This window comes from Streptomyces sp. RGM 3693, from assembly GCF_050471125.1.
Classification (GTDB): domain Bacteria; phylum Actinomycetota; class Actinomycetes; order Streptomycetales; family Streptomycetaceae; genus Streptomyces.
On the sequence record NZ_JBMPPQ010000002.1, the window covers coordinates 1,768,767 to 1,784,667 of the forward strand.

10 protein-coding genes are annotated in these 15,901 nt (G+C 70.7%); 8 read left to right on the forward strand and 2 right to left on the reverse strand.

The features are described from left to right. Positions 1–153 precede the first annotated feature (153 nt). The 6 genes from ACO0M4_RS25235 (at position 154) to ACO0M4_RS25260 (ending at position 10,852) form a co-directional block, all read left to right on the forward strand. Positions 154–3,081, forward strand: a complete 2,928-nt coding sequence (locus ACO0M4_RS25235) for a leucine--tRNA ligase (protein ID WP_430373188.1) — start codon at positions 154–156, stop codon at positions 3,079–3,081. Between the two features lie 274 nt (positions 3,082–3,355). Then, positions 3,356–4,177 carry a hypothetical protein gene (locus ACO0M4_RS25240; RefSeq protein ID WP_430373189.1) on the forward strand — a complete coding sequence of 274 codons (822 nt, stop codon included), beginning with the start codon at positions 3,356–3,358 and terminating at the stop codon, positions 4,175–4,177. A 196-nt stretch (positions 4,178–4,373) separates the two neighbouring features. Continuing rightward, the gene (locus ACO0M4_RS25245; protein WP_430373190.1) at positions 4,374–5,219 is read left to right on the forward strand and encodes a DegV family protein; all 846 of its coding nucleotides are present in this window, start codon (positions 4,374–4,376) and stop codon (positions 5,217–5,219) included. Positions 5,220–6,442: 1,223 nt separating this feature from the next. Next, positions 6,443–6,919, forward strand: coding sequence for a helix-hairpin-helix domain-containing protein (locus ACO0M4_RS25250; RefSeq protein ID WP_430373191.1), 477 nt, complete (start codon positions 6,443–6,445; stop codon positions 6,917–6,919). Between the two features lie 155 nt (positions 6,920–7,074). Beyond that, on the forward strand, positions 7,075–9,942 hold the full coding sequence (locus ACO0M4_RS25255) for a ComEC/Rec2 family competence protein (RefSeq protein ID WP_430373192.1): 2,868 nt from the start codon (positions 7,075–7,077) through the stop codon (positions 9,940–9,942). A gap of 136 nt (positions 9,943–10,078) precedes the next feature. Then, positions 10,079–10,852, forward strand: coding sequence for an arylamine N-acetyltransferase family protein (locus ACO0M4_RS25260; RefSeq protein ID WP_430373193.1), 774 nt, complete (start codon positions 10,079–10,081; stop codon positions 10,850–10,852). Between the two features lie 100 nt (positions 10,853–10,952). Here ACO0M4_RS25260 and ACO0M4_RS25265 read toward each other — a convergent pair whose 3' ends face one another. Then, on the reverse strand, positions 10,953–11,207 hold the full coding sequence (locus ACO0M4_RS25265) for a hypothetical protein (RefSeq protein ID WP_430373194.1): 255 nt from the start codon (positions 11,205–11,207) through the stop codon (positions 10,953–10,955). Positions 11,208–11,368: 161 nt separating this feature from the next. On the opposite strand from ACO0M4_RS25265, the gene holA reads away from it, so the two are divergent. After that, positions 11,369–12,352: a DNA polymerase III subunit delta gene (gene holA / locus ACO0M4_RS25270; RefSeq protein ID WP_430373195.1), complete on the forward strand. Its 984-nt coding sequence runs from the start codon at positions 11,369–11,371 to the stop codon at positions 12,350–12,352. Between the two features lie 625 nt (positions 12,353–12,977). Here the strand turns inward: holA and rpsT are convergent. Then, entirely contained in the window at positions 12,978–13,244 is a 267-nt protein-coding gene (gene rpsT, locus ACO0M4_RS25275; RefSeq protein WP_390023850.1) for a 30S ribosomal protein S20, read from the reverse strand. A 554-nt stretch (positions 13,245–13,798) separates the two neighbouring features. Between rpsT and lepA the strand changes: the two genes are divergently transcribed. Further along, complete coding sequence (lepA, locus tag ACO0M4_RS25280; protein ID WP_430373196.1) at positions 13,799–15,673, forward strand: translation elongation factor 4; 1,875 nt, start codon at positions 13,799–13,801, stop codon at positions 15,671–15,673. Positions 15,674–15,901: the final 228 nt, after the last annotated feature.

Genomic DNA, 15,901 nt, shown 5'->3' on the forward strand with positions numbered 1-15,901 from the left:
CCGCGCTGATCAGTCCCGACCGGGCCCTTCGCTGTGGCCGCCCGGGTCGGCATCGGCGCGGCTTCCCCTCCTGCGAGAGGGGCATTTTTGTTTCCGCAGGAGCCGTGTCCGCAGCAGCCGCAGGCAGAGACGATCGATGGAGCTTTGAGGACGATGAGCGAGACGACTAACTCCCCCGCTGCTGGAAGCGCGGGAGGTGCCCCCTCTGAGGTGGCAGCGCCGCACCGCTATACGGCCGCGCTGGCCGCGGACATCGAGGCACGCTGGCAGGACTTCTGGGAGGCGGAGGGGACCTACGAGGCCCCGAACCCGAGGGGCGATCTGGCCGGCGACGCCGGGCTGGCGGCCCGTCCCAAGAAGTTCATCATGGACATGTTCCCCTACCCCTCGGGTGCGGGACTGCACGTCGGCCACCCCCTGGGCTTCATCGCCACCGACGTCTACGCCCGCTACCACCGCATGACGGGCCACAACGTCCTGCACACCCTGGGCTTCGACGCGTTCGGCCTGCCCGCCGAGCAGTACGCCGTGCAGACCGGCACCCACCCGCGGGTCTCCACCGAGGCCAACATCGTCAACATGCGGCGCCAGCTGCGCCGCCTGGGCCTGGGCCACGACCAGCGCCGCTCGATCGAGACCATCGACCCGGCGTACTACAAGTGGACCCAGTGGATCTTCCTGCAGATCTTCAACTCCTGGTACGACCCGGAGGCGGACAAGGCGCGGCCGATCGACACCCTGGTCGCCCAGTTCGAGGCCGGCACCCGGCCCACCCCCGACGGGCGGCCCTGGGCCGAGCTGTCCGGCACCGAGCGGGCCGACGTCCTGGGCCAGTACCGCCTGGCGTACGCCTCGGAGGCCCCGGTCAACTGGTGCCCCGGACTGGGCACGGTGCTGGCCAATGAGGAGGTCACCGCCGAGGGCCGCTCCGAGCGCGGCAACTACCCGGTCTTCAAGTCCAAGCTGCGCCAGTGGAACATGCGCATCACCGCCTACGCGGACCGGCTGCTGAACGACCTGGACGCGCTGGACTGGCCGGAGGCCATCAAGCTGCAGCAGCGCAACTGGATCGGCCGCTCCGAGGGCGCCCGGGTCGACTTCCCGGTCGGCGACTCCGACAAGATCACGGTCTTCACCACTCGCCAGGACACCCTGTTCGGCGCGACCTACATGGTCCTGGCCCCCGAGCACCCGCTGATCGCCGGCGCCGACAACGGCACCGGCTCCATCGTTCCCGACGCCTGGCCCGAGGGCACCCACGAGGTGTGGACCGGCGGGCACGCCACCCCCGCCGAGGCCGTCGCCGCCTACCGCAAGCAGGCCGCCGCCAAGTCGGACGTCGAGCGGCAGGCCGAGGCCAAGGACAAGACCGGTGTCTTCACGGGCGTCTTCGCCACCAACCCGGTCAGCGGCGAGCAGGTCCCGGTCTTCATCGCCGACTACGTCCTGATGGGCTACGGCACCGGCGCGATCATGGCCGTCCCGGCCCACGACAGTCGCGACTTCGCCTTCGCCCGCGCCTTCGAGCTGCCGCTGCGCTGCGTGGTCGAGCCCACCGACGGCCGCGGCACCGACCCCGCCACCTGGGACGACGCGTTCGCCTCGTACGACGCGAAGCTGGTCAACTCCGCCGGCGAGTCCGTCTCGCTGGACGGTCTGGGCGTGCCCGAGGCCAAGGCGGAGATCACCGAGTGGCTGGCCGCCAACGGCATCGGCGAGGGCACCGTCAACTACCGGCTGCGCGACTGGCTGTTCAGCCGTCAGCGCTACTGGGGCGAGCCGTTCCCGATCGTCTACGACGAGGACGGCGTGGCGCACCCGCTGCCCGCGTCGATGCTGCCGCTGGAACTGCCCGAGGTCGAGGACTACTCGCCGCGCACCTTCGACCCGGACGACGCCGACACCCAGCCCGAGACCCCGCTGTCCCGTAACGAGGACTGGGTCAACGTCGAGCTGGACCTGGGCGACGGCCGCGGAGTGCAGCGCTACCGGCGCGAGACCAACACCATGCCCAACTGGGCCGGTTCGTGCTGGTACGAGCTGCGCTACCTGGACCCGAACAACGACGACGCGCTGGTCGACCCGGCCGTCGAGCAGTACTGGATGGGCCCGGCCGAGGGCCAGCCGCACGGCGGTGTCGACCTGTACGTGGGCGGTGCCGAGCACGCCGTGCTGCACCTGCTGTACGCCCGCTTCTGGTCCAAGGTGCTGCACGACCTGGGGCACGTCTCGTCCGTCGAGCCGTTCCACAAGCTGTACAACCAGGGCATGATCCAGGCGTACGTCTACCGGGACACCCGCGGCATCGCCGTCCCGGCGGCGGAGGTCGAGGAGCACGACGGCGGCGTCTTCTACTACGAGGGCGGCAAGGTCTCCCGGCTGCTGGGCAAGATGGGCAAGTCCCTGAAGAACGCCGTCACGCCGGACGAGATCTGCGTCGAGTACGGCGCGGACACCCTGCGCCTGTACGAGATGGCGATGGGGCCGCTGGACGTCTCCCGGCCTTGGGACACCCGGGCCGTCGTCGGCCAGTACCGCCTGCTGCAGCGACTGTGGCGCAACGTGGTGGACGAGGCGACCGGCGCGGTCACCGTCGTCGACGCCGAGCCGGACGAGGCCACCCTGCGGGCCCTGCACAAGGCGATCGACGGCGTCACCCAGGACATGGCGAACCTGCGCTTCAACACCGCCATCGCCAAGATCACCGAGCTGAACAACCACCTGACCAAGGTGGGCGGCCCGGTGTCGCGCACCGTGGCGGAGCAGCTGGTGCGGCTGGTCGCCCCGCTGGCCCCGCACATCGCCGAGGAGCTGTGGCGCAAGCTGGGCCACACCGACTCGGTGGTCCACATGGACTTCCCGGTGGCTGATCCGGCGTACGTCGTGGACGAGACGGTGACCTGCGTCGTCCAGATCAAGGGCAAGGTCAAGGCCCGGCTGGAGGTCGCGCCGACGATCTCCGACGCGGACCTGGAGGCGGCCGCGCTGGCCGAGCCGGCGGTGGTCGCGGCGCTGGGTGGCGCGGGCATCCGGAAGGTCATCGTCCGGGCGCCGAAGCTGGTGAACATCGTTCCGGCGTGAGCCGGACAGCGACGCGTGGGCCGGGCGGCGGTGACCCCGTACCCGGCCCGCGCGGCGGCCGAGCTGGCCGCCGGAACTCGCCGGGATCGCGCCTGACCTGGTCTTTTGTGGTCCGGAGTGGTGCATGGGGCCGGTGTTCCGGGCGCGTATAGGTGGTTTCCCCTACGGGCAGGTTGGGGGTTCGTTTGGAACCCGTGACCTGCCCGACGCGTTTACCGTGGAGGTACGGGCGCCGGTGTAGAACCGGCGCCGTCGACACCTCTGGGGAGTGCCCATGGAAGTTGCCGTTGCCATCTTCGGGTTGCTCTTCGTCGTGTTCGTGGTCGCCGGGGTGTTCCTCACGGTCAAGGCGGCCCAGGCGGCCAAGCGCGGCGTGGACCGCAAGGTCGCCCAGGCCAGGCGGACGGTCGAGGACACCACCCTGCGAGCCCGGCAGTTCACCCAGCCCGGAGCCGCCGGCGAACTGGCACAACTGCGGCTCTCGCTGCGCACGTCCATGCGGGCCACCCAGGAGATCCTGCGTTCCACCTCCTCCGACGACGCCTCACTCGCCGAGGCGGTCCGCCTCTTCGAACGGCTCAGCGCGCACGGCCGTGAGCTCGACGACGACCTCCGCCGACTGGAACGCGAGCCCAACAAGGCCACCATCGCGGCCCACCTCCCCGAGCTCCGGGAGCGCCTGGAGCGGATCACGCACTCCGCGGAGTCGCTGCGCTGGGCCGCCCGCGACCGGGCCCGCAAGTTCGCCGACGACGACCTGGCCGCCCTGAGCGACCAGATCGACATGGAGGCGGGGGCCCTGCGGCACTGGACGGACGACGCGGCGGGATGGGAACGGCAGCCGGGTGCGGATGGGGGGTCGTCCGGGGGCGGGGCTGGTTCCGGTTCCCGGGCGGGTGCGGATGCCGGGGTGGCGGGCGGTGCTGGTGCTGCTTCGGGCCGGGGGGACAAGGAGTATTCCTTGGGGGCGGCGGAGGACGAGGCCCCGGCGATCACTGCCCGGGATCCGCGTACCCAGCCGACGTACCCGTGGGAGAAGACACCGGAACGGGAGACGTCCCGCCGAGCGGAAGGCAGCGGCGGCATAGCGGGATAGGGAGGGGGCAAGCCTCCGGGCCCGGGCCAGTGGTCTCTGTTAGCCAACCGCCGTGCGTACGCGCCCTCTGCACGTCCTGCCGCTCGTCGATAGGCCGTGACCTGGGCGGACTTGGCATAGCCTTGGCGAAACCTGGAAGATCCTGGGAAGGGGCCCGCACTGTCGGCCGTCTGTGTCCCCGGATAACCTCCCAGTCATGTCCCGCCATGTCGCGATCGTCACCGATTCCACGGCCTACCTGCCGCGGACCGCTGTCGAACGCCACCGCATCACGGCCGTACCGCTGACCGTCGTCCTGGGGGACCAGGCCCTCGAAGAGGGCACCGAGATCTCCGCGAGATCCGTCGCGCAGGCGCTCCAGAAGCGTCGGCCCGTGACGACTTCACGGCCGAGCCCTGCCGTGTTCGCGGACACCTATCGCGCCATCGCTGCGGCCGGGGCGAGCGGCATCGTTTCTCTTCACCTCTCGTCGGAGTTCTCCGGCACCTACGACGCAGCGGTGCTGGCGGCGAAGGACGCCCCGGTGCCGGTACGGGTCGTGGACACCGGGATGGTCGCGATGGCCCTCGGGTTCTGCGCCCTCGCCGCGGCGGAGGCGGTGGAGGCCGGCGGGGACGTGGACGACGCGGTGGCCGCCGCGGAGAAGCGCGCGTCGGGAACCTCCGCCTACTTCTACGTCGACACCCTCGACTACCTGCGGCGCGGCGGCCGGATCGGCGCGGCGCAGGCGCTGCTCGGCTCGGCGCTCGCGGTGAAGCCGATCCTCCAACTCGCCGACGGGCGCATCGAACTGCTGGAGAAGGTCCGTACGGCCTCCAAGGCCATCGCGCGCCTGGAGGAGATCGCCGCGGAGCGGGCGGGGGAGGGCCAGGTCGACATCGCGGTCCACCATCTCGCGGCGGCGGAGCGGGCGGACGCGCTGGCCCAGCGGCTTCGGGAGCGGGTGCCGGGGCTGAACGAGTTGCTCGTGAGCGAGGTCGGTGCGGTGATCGGCGCGCATACGGGGCCGGGGTTGCTGGGGGCCGTGGTCTCACCGCGGTGAGGACGTCTTGGGCACCTTGGGCGCCTTGGACGTCGCGGGTGTCTTGGACGTCGTTGGTGTCCTGAATGTGGCGGCGTCGTGGGTGTAGATGCGATGCCTGGGTGCCGCCTGCGTAATGCCTCCGTGATGCCCGTGTGGTGGGTGTTTGGCCTGTGGCGGCTGCTGGCTCGGGGTGTCCGTGTGGGTGACGGAGTTATCCACAACTCCCCACTTATCCACGGGATTTGACGCAGATCGGCAGGATCTGCGCGGGGTGCTTACCGTCGAGGGCTATGAGCACTTTTCGAACGGCTTTCTTGCCGGATGCAACGTCAGTATCGGTGTCCGTTTCCGCGCCGGAGTCATCGGCCGGACCGACTTTCCCGTCCGCTGCTTCCTCGACCTCCGTCGTCCCGTCCGGGCGCTGGGGGAGGCGGGAGCGGGAGCGAGTGCGGGAGTGGAAACGCGAGCGGATGCGGGCCCGGGCCGCGGTGATCTTCGGTACCGATCCGAAGGGCGGCACGGGGCCGGATACGGGGGCAGAGAGAGGTTCCGGCGCGGGGAGAGCTGCCGATGCGGGGAGGGGCGCCGGCGGGGGGAGAGACGTCGGTCCGGCGAGGGGTGGCGATCGGGGTGCCGGACCGGACGCGCACGGGCTTGGCCTGGAGAGGCTTGGCGTGGAGGGGCTCGGTGTGGACGGGGGCGATGCGGACGGGGCGGGTCTGGCGGGTGGTGGTGTGGGCGGTTCAGTCGCTCCGAGGGCTCCGAGGGCTCCGAGGGCTCCGAGGGCTCCGGGAGCTTCGAGCGCTTCGAGGACTTCGAGGACTTCGAATGGACCGAGGGCTTCGTATGGCCTGAGCGGCTGTCGCGGTCCGTTCGATGCGGGGGACAAACCGTCGTATGCGCACCGTGGTCCGCCGCCGTGTGAACACGATCCGTCGAGTGCTCGCCGGCCGGGGCGTTGGTGGCCGGCGGTGCGTGAACGGCTGCCGTTATGGCTGCAGTTACGGTGCGGCACGGACCCAAAGGCGTTGGCCGCATTAGCCCTGGTGCTGGTGGTGGCTGTGGGGTTCGCCGTCCAGCACTTCTGGGCGGCACGTCCGGAGCCGGTGCGTGCGCCGGATGCCGAGCGGACGGTTGTGGCGCCCGGCCCCGGTGCCCGTTCGCCGGCCCCGCCGTGGTCGTCGGCGCATGCCTCGCCCCAAGGCTTGGCAGCGGGTGGACCATCGGGTGGTGCGGGCCGGATGGTGGTCGTGGACGTTGCGGGGAAGGTCCGGCGACCTGGGATTCACCGGCTGCCCGCGGGTTCGCGGGTGACCGATGCCTTGGAGGCGGCGGGCGGGGTGTTGCGCGGGGCGGACCTCCGGGGCTTGAACCGTGCGCGGCTACTGACCGACGGTGAACAAATCGTGGTCGGTGAGGAAGGCACCGGCGCCGCGGGTGGCGCCGGCAGCGGTGGGCAGACCGGGGGCGGTGGTGCGGCAGGTGCGGGAGGTGGCGCGGGCGGCGGGGTGCCGGGCCTGGCGAGTGGGCCGCTGAGCCTCAGTACGGCGACGGAGCAGCAGCTCGATGCCCTGCCTGGCGTGGGCCCGGTCCTGGCCCGCCACATCATCGAATTCCGCACCCAGCACGGCGGGTTCACCTCGGTGGACCAACTTCGGAAGGTGACCGGAATCGGTGAGCGCCGGCTCGCCGACCTGCGCCCCTTGGTGGCGCCATGACGTCGGCTCGGGAGGACGAGAACCCTGCCCGTGGGGTTGTGACCCGTGGGGTTGCGACCCATGGAGCTGTGGCCCCTGGGGCTGTGGCCTCGGCGGATGGTGGGACAACGGGTTGCGCCGGGGACGAGGGTCGGGAGGGCTCGTCATCCGGTGCGGTGGGGGCATACCCGGACGGCCACCAGAGAGGCTCGTCGTACGGCACGGCGGAGACGCATCAGGGGGGTCCCGCTGACCTGCGGCTGGTCGGGCCTGCGCTGGCGGCATGGGCGGCGGCAGCGGTCGCCCTGGGTGCGCCTGGTAGCGCGGTGGCCGTCGGCTGTGCGGTGGCCGGGGCGGTCGCGGCACTCGCGCTCTGGCGGGCCCGAGCGCTTGCGTTGGGGGACGGCGGCCGGTTCGCGTGGGGCCGAGGCTTGGTACGCGGCCGGTCCGCGGGGGCGCTCGTGGCGCTGGCGGCGGTGTTGCTCTGTGCAGCGGCGGGGGCCACGTCCGCCGCGTTGCACGCCGCGGACGTACGACGCGGGCCGCTGCCCTTCTGGGCCCAGCGGTATGCACAGCTCACGGTGGACCTGGAGGTGACCGATGATCCCCGGATGACCCGGCCCAAGGTACGCGGCTCACAACGGACGCCGCCGGCACTGGTGTTCACCGCCGACGCCGTCCGCGTCACGGCGCCGGACGGCACGGCTACCGCCGTCCGCACCCCTGTGCTGGCCGTCGTGCAGCAGCGCGGAGCCTCGGGCGCGAAAGACGCAGGTGATGAGGGTAACGAGGGTGATGCAGGTGATGTGGGTGATGCGAAGGGAGCAGGGTCGGGGCGGCGGGCCGACGGGGGGCGGGGCGGGCTGTCGTCGGAGTGGCGGGGGCTGCTGCCGTCGACCCGTATCCGGGTCGTGGCGCGTGCCGCGCCGCCGCTGTCAGCGGCGGACCGGATGGCCGCGGTGCTGCGGGTCACCGCCGATGGGCCGCCGGCCGAGGTCGGGCCGCCGTCCGCCCTCCAACGGCTGGCCGGCAGCCTGCGTGCCGGACTGCGCGCGGCGACCGACGGGCTGAGTCCGGACGCGCGTGCGCTACTGCCCGGCCTCGTCGTGGGCGACACCTCGCGGGTGCCACCGGATCTCGACGACGCCTTCAGCGCCACCGACCTGACACATCTGCTCGCCGTCTCCGGCAGCAATCTGACCATCGTGCTCGCCCTGCTGATCGGCCCACCGCACCTCGCCGGCCGGGCCGAACGTCGGGGATTGGCACGACATCTGGGGCTTTCGCTGCGCGGCACCGCCCTGGTCGGTGGGGTGCTTGCCCTCGGATTCGTCGTCGTGTGTCGCCCGGACCCGAGCGTGTTGCGGGCCGCCGCCTGCGGACTGATCACGTTGCTCGCCATCGGCACCGGGCGCCGCCGCTCGCTGCTTCCCGCGCTCGCCGCCGCCGTGCTACTGCTGGTCCTCTACGACCCCTGGCTCGCCCGGAGATACGGCTTCCTGCTGTCCGTCCTGGCGACCGGTGCATTGCTGCTACTCGCTCCGCGCTGGAGCGCTGCCCTGCAACGTCGCCGGGTGCCGCCACGGCTCGCCGAGGTGATCGCCGCCGCTGCCGCCGCCCAGGCGGTCTGCGCGCCCGTCGTCGCGGTGCTGGCGGCGCGGGTGGGGCTGGTCGGCGTGCCCTGTAACCTGCTCGCCGAACTGGCGGTGGCTCCCGCGACGATCCTGGGTTTCGCAGCGCTCGCCGCCGCCCCCGTCGCCTTGCCGGTCGCCAAGGCGCTGGCGTGGTGCGCGGGTTGGCCGGCCGAGTGGATCGCCGGTGTCGCCCGTACGGGGGCGGAGCTGCCGGGTGCGGAGGTCGGCTGGCCCGGCGGCTGGGTGGGCGGGCTGATGCTCGCCGTCGCCACCGTGGTGCTGCTGGCGGTCGGCCGCCGGGTGTTGCGCCGCCGGTGGCTGTGTGTGCTGTGCGCGTTGGCCCTGGTGCTGGCGGTGTGCCGGCCCGCGCCGCTGACCCGTGTGCTGACGGGCTGGCCGCCGCCGGACTGGCGGGTCGTGGCCTGCGATGTGGGTCAGGGGGACGGACTAGTGCTGGCGGCCGGTGACGGTACGGCGCTGGTGGTGGACACCGGGCCCGAGCCCCGGGCCATCGACCACTGCCTGACCGGACTGGGCGTCCACCGGATCCCACTCCTTCTCCTGACGCATTTTCACGCCGATCACGTGGACGGCCTGCCCGGAGTGTTGCGTGGCCGTTCGGTCGGTGCGATCGAGACCACGACGCTCCAAGCGCCAGATGCGCAGGCGAAGTTCGTACGGCGAGTGGCGGCGGGCGCTGGGGTCCCCGTCCTCCGCGCCGTACCGGGGGAGCAGCGTCACCTGGGTCCCCTCACGTGGGAAGTCCTCTGGCCGGCGACTTCCCCGCTGACGCCACAGGCGGAAGCGCCGCCAGGGGGAGATGCGGTGCAACGGCCGCAGTCTCGGTTGGACCCGTCGATGCCGGTATTGACGGCCGGTGACGGTGAGTTTTCCGGGCCCAACGACGCCAGCGTCACCCTGCTCGTTCGGACCGGTGGGCTGACGGTCCTGCTACTTGGTGATCTTGAGCCGCCAGCTCAACAGGAATTGTTGAGCGCCCATCCGGAGCTGGCCGCCGTTGACGTCCTGAAGGTGGCGCACCATGGCTCCGCCTATCAGGAGCCGGAGTTGATACACCGTCTGATGCCGCGGCTGGCCCTGATCTCTTGCGGCTCCGGAAACCCGTACGGACATCCCGCGCCTCGCACCATTGCGGCGCTGCGGGCCGGCGGCACGCTGGTGCTGCGTACGGACATCGACGGCGCCATCGCGGTCGTCGGCACTCCCGGCAAGCTCTCCGCGGTGGTCAGCGGACGCCGGTCCAGAAGCCGGTCGTCCCGGCGCCGGTCGTCCAGGGGGCGACTCGGCTGGCGGCTCAGCGGGCGGCTCAGTGAGCGGCGGGGCAGAGGCCGGGGTAGCGGTCGGGGTAGCGGTCGGTACGGCAGCCCTTTTGAGTCCCACCGAATATGAAGATCCCTGCGGCTCACAGAGAAGTGTGCGGCAGGCTGAGAATTCGAGCGGCATGTGCAGAGCTGAGTGAGAGGTGGAGAGCCGTGCGACGCGAAAGGTGGAGGGCTGTGCGACACATGGAAAGGAAGAACATCTGATGGACGATGTCGCTGCCGATGCCTATCTCCGGCGAATATCCGCTGCCCGACCGACCGTCCCTGACGCGGAGGCGTTGCGTGCGCTGCAACTGAGCCATCTGCGGGCCGTGCCGTTCGAGAACCTTGCCATTCATCTGGGGGAGGAGATCGTGCTGGCGAAGCAGCCGCTGTTGGACAAGGTCGTCGGAGCCCGTCGAGGTGGGTTCTGTTACGAGCTCAACGGCGCCTTCGCGGCACTGCTCAGAGCACTGGGTTACGAGGTCGAGTTGCTGTCGGCGCGGGTGTTCGGGCCCGAGGGGCTGGGGGTTCCGTATGACCATCTCGCGCTGCGGGTGCACACGCCCACGGGCCCCTGGCTCACGGACGTCGGCTTCGGGCGGAACAGCCACTATCCGTTGCGGTTCGACAGCGCCGCGGACCAGAACGATCCCGGGGGCGTTTTCCGGATAGCGGAGACGCCGGAGGGCGACCTCGACGTCTACCGGGACGGGGAACCGCAGTACCGCGTGGAACAACGACCGCGCGAGCTGTCCGACTTCGAGGTGGGGTGCTGGTGGCAGCGCACGTCGCCCCTGTCGCATTTCAGGCGGTCGCTGGTCTGTTCGCGGCTCACGGAGACTGGCCGGGTGACGCTGTCCGGACGTGCGTTGGTGATCACCGGTGCGGATGACACTAGGGAGGAGCGCGAGTTGGACGCGGACGAGGTCCTGCAGGCGTACCGCACCCACTTCGGCATCACGCTGGCCCGGGAACCGATCCTGGTGAGTGCGTGAGTGCGTGAGTGCGTGAGTGCGTGAGTGCGTGACTGAGCGACTGGGAGAGGGAGGCGGGGGTGGGGGTGGGGGTGGGGGGAAGGGGGGAGGGGGAGGAGGGCTACTCGGTCTCGCGCCAGCCTTCGTATTCCGTGGCGAGGGCATCCAGGCGAGCGGGGTCGTAGGCGGCGTCGGGGTCCTCGACCACGACCAGCCACTGCGCGTCCTCGGCATCGTCCTCGCCGGCCAGGGCGTCCCGTACCAGCTGGGGTTCGTCGGTGACGCCGAAGCGTTCGGCCAGAGCCTCGGCCACCTCTTCGGCGGCGTCGCGGTCGGGGAGGACGAGTACGTGGCGGCTGTGGTGGGTGTCGTTCACCGGTCCATTGTCGGGTAGCGGTCGGCGGCGAGGCTCCGAGGGACGAGTCCTGACTCTGGCCGCGGCCGAGTCCGCTCACGCCCTCGCTCCGCCGGGGCGATCAGGGTGGTTGATCTTGGGGCGGGCGGGTTTGTCAGTGGGGCGTGGGATGCTGGGACGCGATGGCCAGGAAGACAGCTAACGACGATCCGCTCGCCCCCGTCACGATCGCGGTGGGGCAGGAGGAACTGCTGCTCGATCGCGCGGTGCAGCAGGTGGTGGCCGCTGCCCGGGCGGCTGACGCGGACACCGATGTGCGGGACCTCACTCCCGATCAGCTCCAGCCAGGCACCCTCGCCGAGCTCACCAGCCCCTCGCTCTTTGCCGAGCGCAAGGTCGTGGTGGTGCGCGCTTCCCAGGACCTGTCCGCGGACACCATCAAGGACGTCAAGGCGTACCTCGGCTCGCCCGCCGAGGAGATCACCCTGGTGCTGCTGCACGCCGGCGGCGCCAAGGGCAAGGGGCTGCTGGACGCGGCCCGTAAGGTCGGGGCGCGCGAAGTGGCCTGCCCCAAGATGACCAAGCCGGCCGACCGGCTCGCCTTCGTCCGTGGTGAGTTCCGGGCCACCGGCCGCTCCGCCACGCCGGAAGCCTGCCAGGCACTGGTGGACGCCATTGGTAGTGATCTTCGTGAGTTGGCCTCGGCTTGCTCGCAGTTGGTCGCCGATGTCGAGGGCACGATCGATGACGCCGTCGTCGCGCGCTACTACACCGGCCGGGCCGAGGCGTCGAGCTTCACCGTTGCCGACCGGGCGGTCGAGGGCCGGGCCGCCGAGGCGCTGGAGGCACTGCGCTGGGCGATCGCGACCGGTGTTGCCCCCGTGATGATCACCAGTGCGCTGGCGCAGGGCGTCCGAGCCATCGGCAAACTCGCCTCGGCCCCGCGCGGCGCCCGCCCCGGCGACCTGGCCCGCGAACTGGGGATGCCGCCCTGGAAGATCGACCGGGTCCGGCAGCAGATGCGCGGTTGGTCGGCGGACGGTGTCGCCACGGCGCTACGTGCGGTGGCCGAGGCCGACGCAGGGGTGAAGGGCGGCGGGGACGATCCCGAATACGCCCTGGAGAAAGCCGTGGTGACGATCGCCCGGGCGGCCCGCTCGCGGTAGAGACACACGCCGTAGAGACACACGCCGTAGAGACACACGAGCTAGAGACACGCGGTAGGGGCCGAGGCAGAAGCCGCGGCAGACGCCGAGGTGGTGCGGGGCTGCGAGGTAGCGCGCGGCACCATCCCGCCGCCCGCCGCCCGCCGCCCGCCGCCCGCCGCCCGCCGCCCGCCGCCCGCCGCCCAGAACTGGACGGGCACCAGCGGCTGCGGTGCGGGCGCCGGACCATGGCGGACGGCTGCAGTGCAGGAGCCGGGCCGCAGGCAGGAGGTTGTGGCCCGGAGAAGGGATGGTTCGGGTCCACGTATGGGAAGTGGCGGCAGAGGTGTGGGCGACTCCGGTGCCGGATCCGGCTCGGAGCGCTCGGCAATCGACGCCCGGTGCAAGGCCCCGCGCCCAACGAAGAACCCCGCCCCGCCCGGAATGGGGCGATGGCGGGGTTCTTCGTATCCAGTTTGGACGGCTGCTCGGCGGGTTGAGTACCGCGAAGGAGCCGGGTGCGCCGCACCCGCGTGGCGAACGCAGGCCGTGTGCGGCGCGGTGGTGCACCGACAGAGAGCGGAGAGAGGGGCCGCTGGATCCCTGTACGGCAGGGTGACCGCGTCAGGCGCGGTCAGGCAAAGGGTCAGCCCTTGAGGGAGGCGACCTTCTTGGCCAGCGCCGACTTCTTGTTGGCGGCGTTGTTCTTGTGCAGAACACCCTTGCTGACGGCCTTGTCGAGCTTCTGGGACGCCAGGGCCTGCGCGGCGGTGGCCTTCTCCAGGTCACCGGCCTCGATGGCCTCACGGGTGCGACGGATCGCGGTCTTCAGGGAGGACTTGGCAGCCTTGTTGCGCTGACGAGCCTTCTCGTTGGTCTTGATCCGCTTCATCTGGGACTTGATGTTCGCCACGAAAGAGCCTTTTCAGGTTCGTTGGAGTTTCGAGTTGCGCCGCGCACTAGAGAGGGCACGAAGCGCAGTGGACCAGGCTACCAGGAGGGTTTGCGGGCTCCCAAACCGGGCCTCGATCCCGGCCCGGGGCGCGTACCTGCGACCGCACCGCCCGTATAGAGGATCGCGCCGCAGGTGCAGAGGACCACGCAGCCCACATCAAGCGCGGCAGCCGCCCCGGCCCAGGGCTCATGCGGCCCGGCCCAGGGTTCATGCCGCCCGGTCCGCGTCCGCACCGTCGCCCGGCCCGGCCCGGAGGTGACGGGACCGCACCGCCCGCACCCGCCCGATCGCCGCTCCGTCCCCAGCACTGTGAGCCACCCCACCCAGCCCCGGACCCGCCACCCCACCGGACCCCGACCCCGACGCGACCCGACCCGACCTGCCTCGGCCCCGGCCTCGGCGCTGACCTCGCCCCGGACGCCCGAACCGCTCACCCCCGGCGCTCATGGGACGATGGGGGAGACATCACAAGACCGAGTCCCGCCTACCCGCGTTCACTGAATGGACCCTGCGTGCCCGCGACCCCTACGAACGTGCCGGAGCCGAGCCGTACCGACCCGGCGCTCCTCCGTAACTTCTGCATCATCGCGCACATCGACCACGGCAAGTCGACGCTCGCCGACCGGATGCTCCAGCTCACCGGTGTCGTCGACCAGCGGCAGATGCGCGCGCAGTACCTCGACCGCATGGACATCGAGCGCGAGCGCGGCATCACGATCAAGTCCCAGGCGGTCCGGCTGCCCTGGGCGCCGTCCGAGGGCGAAGAGGGAAGTGGGACCACCCACATCCTGAACATGATCGACACCCCGGGCCACGTCGACTTCACCTACGAGGTGTCCCGCTCCCTGGCCGCGTGCGAGGGCTGCATCCTCCTCGTCGACGCCGCCCAGGGCATCGAGGCCCAGACCCTCGCCAACCTCTACCTGGCGATGGAGAACGACCTCACGATCATCCCCGTCCTCAACAAGATCGACCTGCCGGCCGCACAGCCCGAGAAGTTCGCCGCCGAGCTGGCGAACCTCGTCGGCTGCGAGCCCGAGGACGTCCTGAAGGTCTCCGCCAAGACCGGCGTCGGCGTGCCCGAGCTGCTGAACAAGGTCGTCCGCGAGGTGCCGGCCCCGGTCGGCGTCAAGGACGCCCCCGCCCGCGCGATGATCTTCGACTCGGTCTACGACGCGTACCGCGGTGTCGTGACGTACGTGAAGGTCGTCGACGGCACGCTCAGCAAGCGTGAGCGCATCAAGATGATGTCCACCGGCGCCGCGCACGAGCTGCTGGAGATCGGCACGAACTCGCCGGAGATGAAGTCGGCCGACGGTCTGTCCGTCGGCGAGGTGGGCTATCTGATCACCGGGGTGAAGGACGTTCGGCAGTCCAAGGTGGGTGACACGATCACCCAGCTCACCAAGGGTGCGGTGGAGCCCCTCGGGGGCTACAAGGACCCCAAGCCGATGGTGTTCTCGGGGCTGTACCCGCTCGACGGTTCGGACTATCCCGAACTGCGTGAAGCGCTGGACAAGCTCCAGCTCAACGACGCCGCGCTGGTCTACGAACCGGAGACCTCGGCGGCCCTGGGCTTCGGTTTCCGCGTCGGCTTCCTGGGCCTGCTGCACCTGGAGGTCATCCGGGAGCGCCTGGAGCGCGAGTTCGGCCTCGATCTGATCGCGACCGCACCCAACGTGGTCTACCGCGTGGAGATGGAGGACGGTACCGAGCACACCGTCACCAACCCCAGCGAGTTCCCGACCGGCAAGATCGACGTGGTGCACGAGCCGGTCGTCCGGGCCACGATCCTGTCGCCCAGCGAGTTCATCGGCGCGATCATGGAGCTCTGCCAGACCCGCCGCGGCTCGCTGATGGGCATGGACTACCTCTCCGAGGACCGGGTCGAGATCCGTTACACCCTGCCGCTCGCGGAGGTCGTCTTCGACTTCTTCGACCAGCTCAAGTCCAAGACCCGCGGCTACGCCTCGCTGGACTACGAGCCGACCGGTGAGCAGACCTCCGACCTGGTCAAGGTCGACATCCTGCTGCACGGCGACAAGGTCGACGCGTTCTCCGCGATCACGCACAAGGACAAGGCGTACGCGTACGGCGTGCGGCTGGTCGCCAAGCTGCGCGAGCTGATCCCGCGGCAGAACTTCGAGGTGCCCATCCAGGCCGCCATCGGTAGCCGGGTGATCGCCCGTGAGACGGTCCGCGCCATCCGCAAGGACGTCCTCGCCAAGTGCTACGGCGGTGACATCTCCCGTAAGCGGAAGCTGCTGGAGAAGCAGAAGGAAGGCAAGAAGCGGATGAAGATGGTCGGCAGCGTGGAGGTCCCGCAGGACGCCTTCATCGCGGTGCTGTCCTCGGACTCCGACGGCGAGAGCAAGGCGAAGAAGTAGGCGAAGAAGTAGCGGACGCAGGACGCACGCCACGGGGCGCCGGTTCCTTCGGGACCGGCGCCCCGTGGCATGTCGGGGCCGGTCGCACGTGCTGTCGGGGACTTCTCCGGTCAAGCGGGTGTCATGTGCACCTATCGCTCGGGTCACATCGTGAACCAGTCGGGTGCAGCCCCTTACGTGGCGGCGTCACGCGTTCTAGTCTGATCACTGCTCAAAGGTTACTCGCGA